Raw genomic sequence first — 15,942 nt, 5'->3', positions numbered from 1 at the left:
GCCTTCAGCTCCGCTTTGCGATCATGGCGCGCAACATCTTGACCGAAGCGACCAGGGCATTGCCCAGGATCGGTATCCGCCTCGCCCGCGCGGCACCCTCCGATGCGGCGCTCAGCGAATAGCGGATGCGGCCATGCGCGCGTTCGGCCGCGGGATAGGTGCGGACATCGTCATTGTGACGCAGCGGGAATGTCAGCGTGCCCGAAGGCGTCCGGACGGCTGGGTTCAGCCGGTCATAGCCCGATGTGTGCGTGGCATCGCCGTCGAAGCCGATATTGGTGATCTGCGACACCCTCGGCACGATGCTCAACCATCCACGCTGCCAACAGGTCAGCATCCACTGGAAATCCCAGCAATCCGCCAGCCGCCCGTCATAGGTGACATCGAAAAGATGAGTCCAATAGTCGATAAACGCAGGGGTGGCACCGGGCAGGCGGGCCAGCTCGCCCCGATCGCGCCACGCCGGCCAGTCCACCATGTCGAGATCGACCTGCGACCATGCGCGGCGCCAGGTCGCCCAGCCCCAAATATCGGCATATTTGGAAAACCAGTAATCCCGGTCGGGTACGGGCGACGGCACGAATGCCGAACCGCAGATCTGCGCCACCCGTTCGTCATCGCGGAACCGCTCGAGCAGCTCATCGCAATATTGAAAGAAGCTTTCCGCAGGCAGGCAGTCGTCTTCGAGGATGATGCCTTCGCTTTCGTGCGAGAAGAACCAGTCGATGGCGCTGGCCGGTCCTTCGCGACATCCCACATTCCGTTCGCGGAACAGCGTCTTGACCTCGCATCCCCAGTCGATCGTCGCGGCCAGCGCCCGTACGGCGGCAATGTTGGCGACGTCGTCGGCACGCCCGGCGCGCGGTCCGTCGGAGGCGATATAGATCCTGGACGGACGGGCGCCTCGCAGTGCCTCGATCACCCGCTTCGTGGGTTCCGGGCGGTTGAAGGTTATCAGCAGTATCGCGCTTCGCATCAAGACGGCCTTCATCAGTCATGTCCGGCAAGGGGCCGCTGCCCCCGTGCCACAAGCGTTCTCGGTTCGCCAACCGCCTAGCGCCCGCTCCTCTTGGGTCAGCGCAGAATGAATGCCTTCGCCTGCAACAGGAACAAGGACCGGGTACGCCCGAACACCGCATTCAGCAATACGGCAGATACCGCCTGACTTGCCACTAGCGACATCGATGCCCCGACCAGGCCATAGCGCGGTATGAGCAGCAGGTTGAAGACGATCCCGACAATGGCTCCTGCCACGGCCTGATACAGGCCATAGCGAATATGGCCGGTATTGATGAACCACGGGTTCGCGCCGACCCCCATCGCCACGAATACCCCCGCCCACACCTGGATCGACAACGGTAGCGCAGCGGCGGCATAGGCCGGTCCGAAGAGGATATTCAGAATGAAACCCGAGAAGAGCGAGATGAAGAGCGCCGCAGGGACTGACATCAGGATCAACAGCCGCAGCAGGCGGCCGAGACTGCGTTCATATTGTTCCAGCGAGACCTGATATTGCTGGGTCAGGCTGGGCATCGCGGCCGCGATGATCGACACGGGCACGAAATACCAGAGTTCCGAAATCCGCGTCGCCACCGAATAGACGCCGAGATCGCGATCACCCAACAGGGATGCGATCGCGAATTGATCGACACGCATATAGATGCCGATGGTCAGCAGCCGCAGGGCGAGCGGAAAGCTTTCGCGCAGCAGGAAGCGCGACTCGTCCCGGTCCCATGCGCCAAGATCGAGTTCCAGGTCGTAACGCCGCCCCTGGAACCAGGCCAGCGTATACACGAACGCGATTTCCAGCGAGAAAAGTGCCGCAAAGGTTATGACGTCGAAATCCAGCATGACCGCCGCGACGCGGATCAGCCCGAAAACGCCGGTGCTGATCATCCGCATGGTCGAGATCGCACCGACCCGATTGAGCGACTGAAAGCGGCTTTCGACCGTGTCAAATGCCTGGGGAATGAAGGACAGGCCGTATGCAATCACCACGAGGAGCGTCGTGGAATCGCTGCCTCGCAGAATGAAGGCGAGGAGCGTCATCACGACCAGCGACACGATCGCCAGAAGCATTCGCAATCGCAAGGCCGTGGCGAGCACCACGGCGGGTGAACGCTCGGCCTTGGCGAATTCGCGCACCAGGATATCGGGCAAGCCGAAGGTCGCAAGCGGCATCACCATCGTCAGCAGCATCTGGCCAAGACTGAGCAGACCGAACCGGTCCGGTCCCAGGTGGCGGGCAATAAGAATGCCGACAACGAAACTGATGCCCAGCCTGAACACGCGGTCGGAGACCAGCCACCCGGCGTTGACTGCAACGATACGACGCCTGCTCAAGGGTATGCTCCATGCTTGCGTAGCGGGTCGTACCGCACGCCGGAAATTGTGGTTCGACAGGACGACATCGTTCAGGGGGTGCCCGGATTTGTGACGAAACGCGCGATGGTTCTCCGCGCGGCCGTTATCCGGGAATCGGCTGCATAGCCGGTAATATCGACCGCGCCGACATCGTCCCCGAGCCGGAAATCGATCGCCGCCTGGGACAGGCCGAATGTCTCGAACCGGATATCGTGGACATTCCAGGGCACAGACGGGACCGCCCAGGTCGATGCCATCAACACGGGTTGCCGGTTGCCGCTTCGATCATAGCCGAGCAGCGTCGTGCCATCGCCGACGACATAGTTGCCCCCGAAAGAATTGATCGAACGGAAATAGGACACATTGGCGGGCGCATCGAGGAAGTGGACGATGTTGTCGCGCCCGAAAACCTCAAAATGCGGTGCATTCCAGGTGACGGGGCCGTTGAAGACGGTGCCGTCGGGCCGATAGGTTGCCAGCCGCGACCCGTTCGCCTCGCCCGTGATGACCGTGCAGCCTTGCATCACATAGGCGGCCGATCCGGCGAACAGCAGCGGGGCCGCCATGGGGAAGGGGGCGTAGAATTCACAGTCCGCCATGACATTGTCGGTATTGGAACTGGCGACCGGGCGAAGCGTCGCGCGGGTGCGCACCGGAACGGCTTGAGGCCGGTTGGACGTCGCAAAGCAGCAATGGCGCGATGCCGTGTTGACATTCTCGAAGCGCGACATCGTCCAGGACGTACTTTCCGCCGCGATCGAGACGACCGAGGCGACGCGGTAATTGCCGCTGATCAGGACGTCGAAGAAGCGATTGCCGTTACAGTTTGGGCTGGCCTCGGTACGGCACAGATAGATGGCGGCCTGCGATTCATGGTCGGCCGACAGGAATTGGATCGACTGGACCATCATGTTGTTGCGTCCAGCGGCATTCAGCAGGACCGCCCCTGGTCCCGCCGGACGGATCGACGTGGCAAAGCGACCCTCACCGACGATCGAGAGCGCCTTGGAAAATTGCGCGGGATCACTGTTCGTCGCATCGATTTCGCTGACGGGATAGGCGCCACGCGGAAAGAACAGCGTCCCCCCGCTCGGTTGTGCCAGCACGGCGCGGACCGCGGCATTGATATACGGCGCCAGATCTTCGCCGCAGCGCTCGGCACGGATCGCGGCGTGGAGTCGTTCGGGAATAAAGTCCAGCACCGACGTCGCACTGGCGGCGAGCAGTTCCAACCAGGGACGGGACGCAGCCTTGCCGGACGTCCCGGGACCAGTCGCGGTCGAGGCCGAGACCGATCCGGCAAGCAGCCCGCCCAGTATCTGTCGCCGAACGAGTTCGCTCATGCGCCGGCCTGCGGGTCGGACAGGAGCGCGCGATATTGCGCGACGATGCGCGGCAAGGTGTATCGGGGTTCGAGCGCGCGACGCGCGTCCAAACCGCGGGCCGCTGCCTCGGCACGTCCATCCGGTCCGGCCAGGCGGCGGATCAGTGCCTCGAGGCCATCGGCATCGCCCGACGCAAGCTGCCACCCCGCGTCGTTCTCGACCACGGTGCGCGACAGTTCGGCATCGGCGTCGGCGATCGCGACGATCGGCACGCCAGCGGCCATCACATTGTACATGCGGCTCGGCACCGATACCCCGTTCATCGCGGGCTTGAACGCGATGACCGTCGCATCGGAACAGGCAAGCATCGCATTCAACCGTTCGCGCGGTTGCCGCGGCAGATAGCGCAGGTTCGCGCCCCCGCGCGCCGCGACCGTCCCCGCCTGCCCGCCATAGCCGACGAAAAGGAACACGACATGCGACAGGTCCTCGACACGCCGCGCGACGTCCAGAAGCAGTTCGACATCGTGGGTTCGACCAATATTGCCCGAAAACTGAATGACGAAGCGGTCAACCAGCCCATGTTCGATCGCAAAGGGATTCTCGGCGCGGGCGATGGGACGGATTTCGTCGACGTCGCCCCAATTTGGGATGATGGTCGTCGCCGCGCGACCATGGCCCGCAGCGACCTTGCGATCGATCAGCGACTGCATGTCGCGTCCGAGGACCACGATCCGGTCGAACCAGCCCAGCGTGCGATTAAAGAATGCCCCCGCGATGCGCCACGCGGTCCCGCTGGGCTTCATCATGCCCGTAGCCGCCAGCACTTCGGGATAGACGTCATGCACCAGCAGATAGCTGCGAACGCCGCGCAGCCGGGCGATCAACGCCAAGATGGGCGGCAAGGTAGGCGGGTTGGTGACGATCAGCATCCGGTCGCCGCGTCGTAACCGCACAAGGGCGAAGACGGAGGCGGCAACCGCCAGCGTCAACGCATTGACGGCCCGCAGTATGAGCCGATCCTTATTGAAATGGGTGGCGCGCATCCGGTGGATGACCGTCCCATGCCGCTCTTCGGTACGGACGACGGCGATGCCCCGTTCGCTATAGCTCGGCTTGCCGCAGATGACCTGCACATCGAACACATCGGCCAGGCCTTCGGCAATCTCGGTCAGGAAATAGCCAGTCGATGTCTGTTCGGGATAGTAGAGTTCGGACACGACCCACAGGCGTGGCTTAGGCATCGGCTCGCTCGCATCATTCGGTCAGAGGGGGGCGATCGCCGCAATATCACGATATAATCGCGACGACAGGCCATAGCGTATGGCGGCATTGTCCCTATCCGCCAACGCGCTGTCGGCGAAGAGGCGGCTGCCGATACCAGGGGCAAGGCGTTCGACCAGCCTGGTCACGGCCTGTCCGAGCGGCAGGCGGCGAAGTCCGGGGCGCACCTGAACGACGCCGGAATAGGTGAACGGGGACGGATCCGCCGCAAGCACCACATGGGTCTCCGGCGCGTCGATAAGCTGGAGCACCACCTGCGCCGAGAGGTCGACACCGATCATGGCGCGTCGCACATCGGCCGCTGGAACCGGCAAAATACCCAGGCGCGACCACAGGCCGATCAATTGTTCGAGCTTCCCTCGCGTCCGCCCGCCATAAACCAAGGGGAGGCGCAGAAGCGTCACGTCGAAATCGGGCGTCGCGAGATCGCGGAGTGCGCGATCCGCGGCGAGCTTGGACCGGCCATAATCCCCGGTCGGCCGCTCGGCGGTCGTCCGATCGATCGTCCGCGCCCCCCCATAGACCGAAAAAGAGGAAATATGGATCATGTGCCGCACACCGGCATCTCTTGCGGCGCGGGCGATCGCGAGCGGGGTGGTGACATTGACCTGCTCAAGGGTCGCCGCATCACCCTCGCTGGTGCCGACGCAGTTGACGACACATCGCCGGCCCGCAAAGCATGTCGGCGGGACATCGGCATAATCGGCAACAAGGATATCGTCGTCGCGACCTGTGGGCCTACGCGTGACGCATGCAGCCCGGTCACCCAGATGATCGGCAAGAAGGGCGGCAATCCGGCTGCCGCCACCAATCACCAAGATTTCCGCATTCGGCCTCATCCTCGCCGCTATAGGCGGACATTGGCGTAATAACAGCCCTTTCCCTGAACTGCGCGACCGAATATTGCGCGATGGGGATTAGGGGGCAGGAGCCATCGTGAAACGGACCATCGATCTAATTTTGGCAATCATGACGGCGATTGTTTTGATGCCGATCGCCTTGGTAATCGCGATTGCAGTCCGCTGGACGTCCGCTGGTCCGGCTCTCTACTGGTCCGATCGTGTCGGCCGGGACGGACGCATCTTCCGCATGCCCAAGTTTCGGACCATGCGTGTCGGTACGCCGGCGCTGGCCACCCATCTGATGAAGGACGCCCGTGCGGCTCTGACCCCGATTGGCGGTTTCCTACGCCGGACAAGCCTGGACGAAATCCCGCAACTGTGGAGCGTGCTTCGTGGAGACATGAGCTTTGTCGGGCCGCGTCCCGCCTTGTTCAATCAGGACGACCTGATCTCTTTGCGCGAGGAGGCCGGTGTCAACGCGCTGCGCCCCGGGATTACCGGATGGGCGCAGATCAACGGACGCGATGAACTGCCTATCCCGGTCAAGGTCGCCTATGACCGCGAATATCTGGAGCGGCACTCTCTGGTGATGGACATGACCATAATCCTGAAGACGGCCGCAAGGCTTCTGGGTGATAAAAGCGTTACACATTGATCGTTCAGGTGGAAATCGAACGAAGCTATATGTATTTGTTAGGATAATGTGACCGTGGCTGTATCGGTTTCCGAGCGTATTCTTGCCTTGCCGCGCCCCGCCAAGAAGCTAATCGTGCTGGCCGGTGACGCATTGCTCTGCGCCGCAAGTGTTCATATCGCTTATTATCTGCGGACGAACGAGTGGGCCCCGCTTTTCGGTCCCACGGCCTACGCGGTCGTCACCGCCATCTTGCTCGCCCTGCCGATCTTCATCGTCCTTGGGCTGTATCGTGCTATTTTCCGTTATACGGGCAATGCCGCGATGCTGACGATCACGAAAGCGGTGGCGATTTATTCGATCCCTTATTTCCTGATCTATACCTATATCGGCATTCCGGGCGTGCCACGAACGCTTGGGTTGTTGCAGCCGATCGTCTTGCTGTTGTTGGTCGTGGGATTTCGTGCGACCGCCGGTGGATGGCTGGGGTACAGCTATCGCAGCGGCGACGCCGGCCGAAGCATGGCCAAGAACATGCCGCGCGTGTTGATCTACGGCGCCGGTTTTTCGGGCAGACAGGTCGCATCGGCTCTTCAGCTCAGCGGCCAGGTCCATGTCCTCGGCTTTGTGGACGACGATCGTTCATTGTGGAAGGCGACCATCAACGGCCAGAGGGTCTATTCGCCGACCGAAATCGATCTCCTGCGTGATCGCAAGGGGGCGACCGACGTCCTGCTGGCCATCAACAAGGCAAGCCGTGCCCGCCGGAACGAGATCATCACCCAACTGAAACGGTCCGGCATGCACGTCCGCGCCGTTCCCGGCGTCGATCAGCTGGCAACCGGCAGCGTATCCTTCAGCGACCTCAAGGAGCTCGAGATCGAGGACCTGCTCGGTCGCGCTCCGATCCCGCCAGATCAGGGGCTTCTACAGCGGAACATCACCGGCAAGGTCGTGTTGGTGACGGGCGCTGGCGGGTCGATTGGCAGCGAGATCTGCCGACAGATCGCACGCCTGTCGCCGGAAATTCTTCTTATCGTCGATTCCAGCGAATATAATCTCTACGCGATCCACCAGGAATTGCTCCGCAGCATGGCTGCGGGCACGGCAAACGTCCATCACCTGGTTCCGTTGCTGGCGACCGTGCGCGATTACCGCAGGATCGATGAGATCATCGCGACGTGGCGGCCCTATACCATCTATCACGCTGCGGCTTATAAGCATGTGCCGCTGGTCGAGCATAATATTCTCGAAGGGCTTGCCAACAATGTTCTCGGCACGCTGAATGTCGCCACCGCGGCACGCGTGCATGGTGTCGCGAGCTTCGTTCTCATCAGCACGGACAAGGCGGTTCGGCCGACCAATGTGATGGGCGCGACGAAGCGACTTGCCGAAATCATCATCCAGGCGCTCCATGCCGATGGGACGGCCGGACAATTTTGCATGGTACGGTTCGGCAATGTCCTGGGATCGAGCGGGTCGGTTGTTCCACTGTTCCGCAGTCAGATTGCCGCGGGCGGACCCATCACGATTACCGATCCCGAGATTACACGCTATTTCATGACTATTCCCGAAGCCGCGCAGCTTGTGATCCAGGCCGGTGCGATGGCGCAGGGGGGCGATGTGTTCGTGCTCGATATGGGCGATCCAGTGCGGATCGTCGACCTTGCCCGTTCGATGATCGAGCTGTCCGGGCTGCGTGTCCGAGAGGAAGGGTCGGTCGATGGCGATATCGCCATCGAGTATGTCGGGCTGCGGCCGGGTGAAAAACTGTATGAGGAGTTGTTGATCGGCAACAGCCCCAGTCCTTCGGGGCATGCGCGCATCCTGCGTGCAAACGAACCCTTTATCGACTGGAACATATTGCGCGACGCAGTCGCGGAGCTTCAGCAGATGATCGAATGTGGAGACTCGGAGGCTGCACGCGAATTGCTACTGAAACTGGTCGTGGAGTTCAGCCCTACCAGTCCGCTCGTCGATTTCGTCACCCTTCGCCAGGAAGAGAACAAGGCCGGATTGCCCCCCTGTTGAGCGCCATGGCGAAAGTTGACCTTGCGACGGCCGACGCCGAACTCGCCATTCGCCGGTTCGGCGGTTGTCCCAGATGGCCGGATGCCGACCGGAAGATGGGCAGCTTTGTTTGCCGCGATCCAGACTGATCGAAACCAGTCTGGATCGCATTCGATCAAATCACAAAGAAATCATTGGCGGATAGTGTCGAATTGCCGTCGAAGATCGCGAACTGATATGCCGACCCCGATCCACTCCCATCGGCGTCGAACAAAAGTGCCCCTGTGGCAGGATTATAGATAATCCGATCGTCGGCATCGGACGCCGACGTCCCGACGGCAAAAGCGGACGCTGAAAGCGTGCCGACGTTCAATCCTTCGAAAATCTTGCGATCCAGTGCGACGCGGTCTTGACCGGATGTGAAGCCATAGATCGTATCGATATTGGAACGCCCGAGCGCGGTATCGAAAAGATAGGTGTCATTGCCTGATCCGCCGATAAGACCATCATTGCCGGCCCCGCCGACCAAGGTATCGTCGCCGTCAAAGCCCACCAGGACATCGTTGCCGGCCCCGCCGTTTAGGATGTTGGCACCGTTGTTGCCCCAGATTTCATTGGCAGAGTCGCTGCCGGTCAGCGCGATCGCTGCAGTTCCGCCGATCCATCCGGTGGTGAGCAGTTCGACGTCCGCATCGGCGTTCAGCTTATAGTCGAAGCCGGCAGCAACGGTATCATAACCTTCACCCGCCCGCTCAACCACCGTATCGCCCGCATCATCGACATATATGGTGTCATTGCCCAGGCCGCCGATCGCGACATCGGCGCCCTCGCCACCGAATATCGCGTCGTTGCCGGCCCCGCCGATCAGCGTGTCGCTGCCACCGAAGCCGAACAGGGCATCGTCGCCATCGTCCCCGCTCAGGACGTTGGACCCGTTATTGCCCCATATCTGATTGGCGAGTTCATTGCCGGTCAGGTTGATGGCGGCCGTGCCGTCGATCCAGCCGGTCGTGAGCAGTTCCACCGAGGCGCCCGCGTTCAGGATATAGCTGACGCTCGCCGCGACCGTGTCATAGCCCTGGCCGACGCTTTCATAGACGGTGTCACCCGCATCGACGAAATAGGTGTCATTGCCCGTTCCGCCGATAAGACCATCATTGCCGGCCCCGCCGACCAGGGTGTCGTCGCCGTCAAAGCCCAGCAGGACATCGTTGCCGGCTCCACCGTTCAGGATGTTGGCACCATTGTTGCCCCAGATTTCATTGGCAGAGTCGCTGCCGGTCAGCGCGATCGCTGCAGTTCCGCCGATCCATCCGGTGGTGAGCAGTTCGACGTCCGCATCGGCGTTCAGCTTATAGTCGAAGCCGGCAGCAACGGTATCATAACCTTCACCCGCCCGCTCAACCACCGTATCGCCCGCATCATCGACATATATGGTGTCATTGCCCAGGCCGCCGATCGCGACATCGGCGCCCTCGCCACCGAATATCGCGTCGTTGCCGGCCCCGCCGATCAGCGTGTCGCTGCCACCGAAGCCGAACAGGGCATCGTCGCCATCGTCCCCGCTCAGGACGTTGGACCCGTTATTGCCCCATATCTGATTGGCGAGTTCATTGCCGGTCAGGTTGATGGCGGCCGTGCCGTCGATCCAGCCGGTCGTGAGCAGTTCCACCGAGGCGCCCGCGTTCAGGATATAGCTGACGCTCGCCGCGACCGTGTCATAGCCCTGGCCGACGCTTTCATAGACGGTGTCACCCGCATCGACGAAATAGGTGTCATTGCCCGTTCCGCCGATAAGACCATCATTGCCGGCCCCGCCGACCAAGGTGTCGTCGCCGTCAAAGCCATAAATGCTGTCGCTGCCGTCTGTCCCGGTCAACCTATCGCTATTCGACGTTCCTAAAAATGCGACGCCAAGCGCTGCGAAGCCCTCGAAATTGGCGGCGACGAGCTGCGATGCCGTGACATTCTCGAGCACGGCGAGGGTGGCGTAGTTCGCCCCGCTGGTCGTCCCGTTGCGATCGATCTGGAGCAGCGTGTCCGCGCCCGACTGCACCAGGCGTGCATAGCCGCTGCTGCCGAAGGGGTTGCTGCTGCCGTCCCAGCCGGCCAGCGTCGTGTTGAGATAGCTTGCCCAGTCTAAACTGTCGCCCGCCGCGCCGGCCGCGAAGTCGGTGATCCTGAGCAGCCCCGACGTGGCATAGGTCAGGCTGGATTCCAGCGTGACCACGTCGCGTCCGCTGCCCAGCGTCAGCCGGATGCCATCCGACTGGATGGTCAGCAACCGAATGCTATCATCGCCATCACCAAGATCGGCGGTCAGCGTGCCCGACCGGTAATTCTGATAGACGAGCTGGTCGTTGCCGGTCCCGCCCTCGATCCGCAGATTCTCGGTCGTGCCGTTGTCGCTGCGGCTGATGAAGATATAATCGGCACCGGCCCCGCCGCGCAGCGTGTCCGAGCCCCCGGCATCGTTGATCCGGTCATCGCCGTCGCCACCGTCGATCACATCGTCGCCGGTCCCGCCCTCGATCGCGTCATTGCCCGCACCGGCATCGATCGTGTCGTTGCCGGCCTTGCCGTCGATCGTGTCATTGCCGCCCAGACCGTAAATCGTGTCGGCGCCGCCAGTGCCTGTCAGCGTATCCGCATTCGCGGTTCCGGTCAGGGTCTGGCCCTGCAGAGGGCTGCCGTCCGGCGCGAAGCCCCCGAAATTGGCGGCGACGAGCTGCGATGCCGTGACATTCTCGAGCACGGCGAGGGTGGCGTAGTTCGCCCCGCTGGTCGTCCCGTTGCGATCGATCTGGAGCAGCGTGTCCGCGCCCGACTGCACCAGGCGTGCATAGCCGCTGCTGCCGAAGGGGTTGCTGCTGCCGTCCCAGCCGGCCAGCGTCGTGTTGAGATAGCTTGCCCAGTCTAAACTGTCGCCCGCCGCGCCGGCCGCGAAGTCGGTGATCCTGAGCAGCCCCGACGTGGCATAGGTCAGGCTGGATTCCAGCGTGACCACGTCGCGTCCGCTGCCCAGCGTCAGCCGGATGCCATCCGACTGGATGGTCAGCAACCGAATGCTATCATCGCCATCACCAAGATCGGCGGTCAGCGTGCCCGACCGGTAATTCTGATAGACGAGCTGGTCGTTGCCGGTCCCGCCCTCGATCCGCAGATTCTCGGTCGTGCCGTTGTCGCTGCGGCTGATGAAGATATAATCGGCACCGGCCCCGCCGCGCAGCGTGTCCGAGCCCCCGGCATCGTTGATCCGGTCATCGCCGTCGCCACCGTCGATCACATCGTCGCCGGTCCCGCCCTCGATCGCGTCATTGCCCGCACCGGCATCGATCGTGTCGTTGCCGGCCTTGCCGTCGATCGTGTCATTGCCGCCCAGACCGTAAATCGTGTCGGCGCCGCCAGTGCCTGTCAGCGTATCCGCATTCGCGGTTCCGGTCAGGGTCTGGCCCTGCAGAGGGCTGCCGTCCGGCGCGAAGCCCCCGAAATTGGCGGCGACGAGCTGCGATGCCGTGACATTCTCGAGCACGGCGAGGGTGGCGTAGTTCGCCCCGCTGGTCGTCCCGTTGCGATCGATCTGGAGCAGCGTGTCCGCGCCCGACTGCACCAGGCGTGCATAGCCGCTGCTGCCGAAGGGGTTGCTGCTGCCGTCCCAGCCGGCCAGCGTCGTGTTGAGATAGCTTGCCCAGTCTAAACTGTCGCCCGCCGCGCCGGCCGCGAAGTCGGTGATCCTGAGCAGCCCCGACGTGGCATAGGTCAGGCTGGATTCCAGCGTGACCACGTCGCGTCCGCTGCCCAGCGTCAGCCGGATGCCATCCGACTGGATGGTCAGCAACCGAATGCTATCATCGCCATCACCAAGATCGGCGGTCAGCGTGCCCGACCGGTAATTCTGATAGACGAGCTGGTCGTTGCCGGTCCCGCCCTCGATCCGCAGATTCTCGGTCGTGCCGTTGTCGCTGCGGCTGATGAAGATATAATCGGCACCGGCCCCGCCGCGCAGCGTGTCCGAGCCCCCGGCATCGTTGATCCGGTCATCGCCGTCGCCACCGTCGATCACATCGTCGCCGGTCCCGCCCTCGATCGCGTCATTGCCCGCACCGGCATCGATCGTGTCGTTGCCGGCCTTGCCATCGATCGTGTCATTGCCGCCCAGACCGTAAATCGTGTCGGCATCAGAAGAACCGTCCAGGATATCTGCGCCAGCTGTCCCGCTCAGTATCGGCATACCAGTCCTCAACATATTTTGCTGCCCCGGCAGAATGCAAGGCTATGGCCATATAGTTCATACTTGTTTTGGAACGGCAATATCTTATCAGTCCTATGAGTTGCCCCCTTCTGAGTGGTCCATCGACTATGGCAGTCTGGATCGAGGTGACCTGAGCCCTCCGGACTGGTCCATTCTTTGTGAGAAATTCCCGGTTAGGGTTGGTAGATGCCGGACGAGGGAATCCGCCGATGAAGAAGTCGAGGTTCAGCGAGCAGCAGATAGCGTTCATCCTCAAGCAGGCCGAGGATGGAACAACCATCGAGGAGGTTTGCCGGAAGGCCGGCATATCAATCCAGGCCTACTATCGATGACGTAGGTGTTCAGTCCCGGCACCTGGTGGATCGGGTTGACGATGAACCGATCTGGCTCTGACGTCCAGATCTTGGCAATGTGTTCGTAGGGTGTGAGACCGCTGAGGGTCTTGAGTCGACGGGCAAAGTTGTACGCGGCCATGAAGTCGGCGAGGTGTGTCCGCGGTTGGTCGTGGCTCTCGTAATGGAAGCGTTTGACGGTCGCTCCCTTGATGGTCCGGTTCATCCGCTCGACCTGACCGTTCATCCACGGGTGGTTGGGTTTCGTGAGCCGGTGCTCGATGTCGTTTGCTTCGCAGATCATGTCGAAACGCATCTGACGCGACCAGGCGGTGTTCCGGTTGCGGGGCTGATCGGCGAACTGGATGCCATTGTCGGTCAAGATGGTGTGGATGCGGTAGGGGACGGCTGTCAGCAGGTGCTCGAGGAACTCCCGTGCCGTCCGGCGATCAGCTTTGTCGACCAGTTGTGTGACCACGAATTTGCTCGTGCGGTCTATGCCGACGAACAGGTAGAGCTTGCCTTCGGCGGTCTGTACCTCGGCGATATCGATGTAGAAGAAGCCTGTCGGGTAGCGCTTGAAGCGCTGCTGCTTTGGCTTGTCACCCTCGATGTCCGGCAGGTGGGAGATGCCGCGCCGCTGGAGGCAACGGTGCAGCGCATAGAGGCAGTCGTCGAGCGGCAGCAACGTGTGGCGTCGAAACGCCACAACCATTGCCTCCTCCGCCTCGCTCAGTGTCATTGAATGAGGGGCCTTCGGCCGGTCTTCATATCCTCGACCGTCGCACGCTTGCGCCACTTCGCGACCATCTTCGGGTTGATCCCCAGCTCACGGCACAACGTCGAGAGCGAAGCTTGTGATCGCTGTATTGCTGCTCGGACGGCGTGCGTGGTCGTGGCGGACCCATGACGTACCTGTCCCATACGGCTTCCTTCCATCCCAACGAAAGGATCGCACCATCAAACCGTGGGATCAAACACCTAAGCCGCCACCCTGAACGCCATCTGCTACGAACATCAGGTCCAGTTCGGGTTCGCCATCGAGGGTTAGCAGGCTGCTGAAAAATGCCATGGCTCGGCGATGGAGGTGGTTTGGTCGCCATTGTCGTAGGCGATCTCGCCTTCGAGGCTGCCGTCCTCGCACAGGTCAGCCCAGCCGTTGCCCTGGATCTGGTCACCTTCGTCGCTGCCGTTCCAGTCGAACTCGATGCCGCTGGTGGTGAAGCCGGCGTTCACCGCCGCGGTGAGCGCGCCGCAGGCCATCTCGCCGGTGCCGTCTGGATCGATGCGAAGAAAGGCAGGCCCGCACAGGTCGAGATGCTCTCGCGGCCATGCCGCGGCCTCGACGATCCGCCATCTGCCAGCCAGCGCGGCTGTGACGGTCATGATCCCGTCTCCAGCAGCCGGGGCAGCCGGATGAGATTGTATGCCGCAACGCTGAGCGTGAAGGCGAAGCGGACCCGCGCCAGTCCGCGAAAGCGTGTCTTTCCCTGTCCGGCAGCGGACTTTACCCAGCCGAACACCTCCTCGATCCGTTTGCGGATGCGCTGACTGGCGGCGTAGCCGGCGTGCCGGGTGGTGCGCCCGTCGATCGCCGAGCGCCGGCCGCTGGTGTTCTGCGCGACGTGCGGTGTCACGCACCGGTCGCGCAGGTCCGACACGAACTCTCGCGTGTCATAGGCCCGGTCCGCGCCCAGCGTGATGCGTTGCCCTTCGGGCCGGGCAAGGTCATCGACCATCGCCACCGCGGTCAGCCGCTCGGCGAACCCTGCCGCGCGCGTGGCTTCGGTGTCGACCACCAGTCCGTGCCGGTTCTCCATCAGCACATGGCCCATGTAGCACAGCCTGGCACCCGTGCCCGCGCTCTTGCGGTACAGCCGGGCGTCGGGATCGGTGAGCGAGGCGTGCGTATCGTTGCTGCGCTTCGTTCCCCGGAAATCAACCTCGGCGTTGCGCCCGCCCGGACCGTCGCCAGATGGGCCTTCGTCACCGGCATCCTCCTTCGGACGGAAGCTCTTCATGCTGCACCATGCCTCGATCAGCGTGCCGTCGACCGAGAAATGGTCGCTCGACAGCAGCCGCCGGATCTGCGGCAGGGCCAGGATCGAGGACAGGAAGCGAGCCGCGATCTCACCATCCAGCAGTCGTTCGCGGTTCTTCGAGAAGGTGGAGGCATCCCATACGCGGTCATCCACGCCCAGCCCCACGAACCAGCGGAACGACAGATCGAAGTCCAGCCGCTCCATCATCTGCCGTTCCGAGCGGATGCCGTGGAAAAACTGCAACAACAGCGCGCGCAGCAGCTTCTCCGGGGCGATCGACGGTCGCCCGATCCGCGCGTACGCCGCTTCCAGATCAGAGCCGATGCCCGCAAGGCCCGCGTTCACCACCTCGCGGATCTTCCGCAACGGGTGACCCGCCGGCATCCGCCGCTCCAGATCGACGTACGAGAACAATTCTCCCGACCGCGCATCCCCGCCCCGCATCCACTCGCCCTCATCGCCTCATCGCCTCATCCGCGATGAATCATCTCCAGCCGTCCAAGCCAAGCCTTTTTCAGCAGCCTGTTAGACTGTAAAATCCGCACAAGGTGCCGTCGCGTTCAGCGATATAGAAAACATCTCGCTCGATCTGCGAGGGTGTAACCACATATCCGTCCAGAATACTTGCATACTTGCTGCAATAAGCGGCCGAACCATGCATCATATTGGTAAGTGTTTCCGCATCATCGGGCACGGCAGGGCGGATCGTAATCACGGCTGCTACTTATCACCGAGTCGCCGTCCCAACAATTGAACGCGATGCGAGCACGGCTACGTTCTCGATTGGGAAGGTCGGCTGAAAACAGACGAGCTAAGCGAGCGGTGGAGCGCGCCTCAGCGGCCGGCTTTGCCGAAAC

At 62.3% G+C, this 15,942-nt stretch carries 11 protein-coding genes and 2 pseudogenes; 3 read left to right on the top strand and 10 right to left on the bottom strand.

Features of this window, described 5'->3' with window-relative positions; genetic code table 11:
• Positions 1-4: 4 nt before the first annotated feature.
• The 5 genes from QE360_RS19025 to QE360_RS19005 all read right to left on the bottom strand — a co-directional run bounded on the left by QE360_RS19025 (position 5) and on the right by QE360_RS19005 (position 5,812).
• Positions 5-976 carry a hypothetical protein gene (locus QE360_RS19025; RefSeq protein WP_309704420.1) on the bottom strand — a complete coding sequence of 324 codons (972 nt, stop codon included), beginning with the start codon at positions 974-976 and terminating at the stop codon, positions 5-7.
• A gap of 98 nt (positions 977-1,074) precedes the next feature.
• The gene (locus QE360_RS19020) at positions 1,075-2,343 is read right to left on the bottom strand and encodes a flippase (RefSeq protein ID WP_279333288.1); all 1,269 of its coding nucleotides are present in this window, start codon (positions 2,341-2,343) and stop codon (positions 1,075-1,077) included.
• 71 nt (positions 2,344-2,414) lie between these two features.
• A complete protein-coding gene (locus QE360_RS19015) occupies positions 2,415-3,707 on the bottom strand; it encodes a hypothetical protein (RefSeq protein ID WP_309704418.1) in 1,293 nt (430 codons plus the stop codon).
• A complete protein-coding gene (locus tag QE360_RS19010; protein WP_309704415.1) occupies positions 3,704-4,933 on the bottom strand; it encodes a glycosyltransferase family 4 protein in 1,230 nt (409 codons plus the stop codon). Before QE360_RS19010 ends, QE360_RS19015 begins: the two co-directional genes overlap by 4 nt.
• Before the next feature lie 21 nt (positions 4,934-4,954).
• Complete coding sequence (locus tag QE360_RS19005) at positions 4,955-5,812, bottom strand: NAD(P)-dependent oxidoreductase (RefSeq protein WP_279333293.1); 858 nt, start codon at positions 5,810-5,812, stop codon at positions 4,955-4,957.
• 97 nt (positions 5,813-5,909) lie between these two features.
• Between QE360_RS19005 and QE360_RS19000 the strand changes: the two genes are divergently transcribed.
• On the top strand, positions 5,910-6,470 hold the full coding sequence (locus tag QE360_RS19000) for a sugar transferase (protein ID WP_279333295.1): 561 nt from the start codon (positions 5,910-5,912) through the stop codon (positions 6,468-6,470).
• A gap of 48 nt (positions 6,471-6,518) precedes the next feature.
• Positions 6,519-8,480 carry a nucleoside-diphosphate sugar epimerase/dehydratase gene (locus QE360_RS18995; protein ID WP_309704412.1) on the top strand — a complete coding sequence of 654 codons (1,962 nt, stop codon included), beginning with the start codon at positions 6,519-6,521 and terminating at the stop codon, positions 8,478-8,480.
• Between the two features lie 154 nt (positions 8,481-8,634).
• On the opposite strand, the gene QE360_RS18990 is transcribed toward QE360_RS18995, so the two are convergent.
• Complete coding sequence (locus QE360_RS18990; RefSeq protein ID WP_309704410.1) at positions 8,635-12,690, bottom strand: calcium-binding protein; 4,056 nt, start codon at positions 12,688-12,690, stop codon at positions 8,635-8,637.
• Between the two features lie 230 nt (positions 12,691-12,920).
• Between QE360_RS18990 and QE360_RS18985 the strand changes: the two are divergent.
• Positions 12,921-13,037, top strand: a pseudogene (locus QE360_RS18985) (transposase); the annotation flags it as partial.
• A 13-nt stretch (positions 13,038-13,050) separates the two neighbouring features.
• Here the strand turns inward: QE360_RS18985 and QE360_RS18980 are convergent.
• From QE360_RS18980 to QE360_RS18965, 4 genes and pseudogenes are all read right to left on the bottom strand, one after another.
• Positions 13,051-13,967 (bottom strand): annotated as a pseudogene (locus QE360_RS18980) (IS481 family transposase); the annotation flags it as partial.
• A gap of 123 nt (positions 13,968-14,090) precedes the next feature.
• Entirely contained in the window at positions 14,091-14,429 is a 339-nt protein-coding gene (locus tag QE360_RS18975) for a hypothetical protein (RefSeq protein WP_279333301.1), read from the bottom strand.
• Positions 14,426-15,529 (bottom strand): IS5 family transposase, encoded by a 1,104-nt coding sequence (locus QE360_RS18970; protein ID WP_279333303.1) that lies wholly within the window; start codon positions 15,527-15,529, stop codon positions 14,426-14,428. The genes QE360_RS18975 and QE360_RS18970 overlap by 4 nt, the downstream gene beginning before the upstream one ends.
• 70 nt (positions 15,530-15,599) lie before the next feature.
• Positions 15,600-15,800 (bottom strand): hypothetical protein, encoded by a 201-nt coding sequence (locus QE360_RS18965; protein WP_309704408.1) that lies wholly within the window; start codon positions 15,798-15,800, stop codon positions 15,600-15,602.
• Positions 15,801-15,942: the final 142 nt, after the last annotated feature.

Origin of the sequence: Sphingomonas sp. SORGH_AS_0789, from assembly GCF_031453055.1 — a bacterium.
Classification (GTDB): Bacteria; Pseudomonadota; Alphaproteobacteria; order Sphingomonadales; family Sphingomonadaceae; genus Sphingomonas.
The sequence above is the reverse complement of the archived record's forward strand: the minus strand, read 5'-3'. Positions and strand labels throughout refer to the sequence as shown.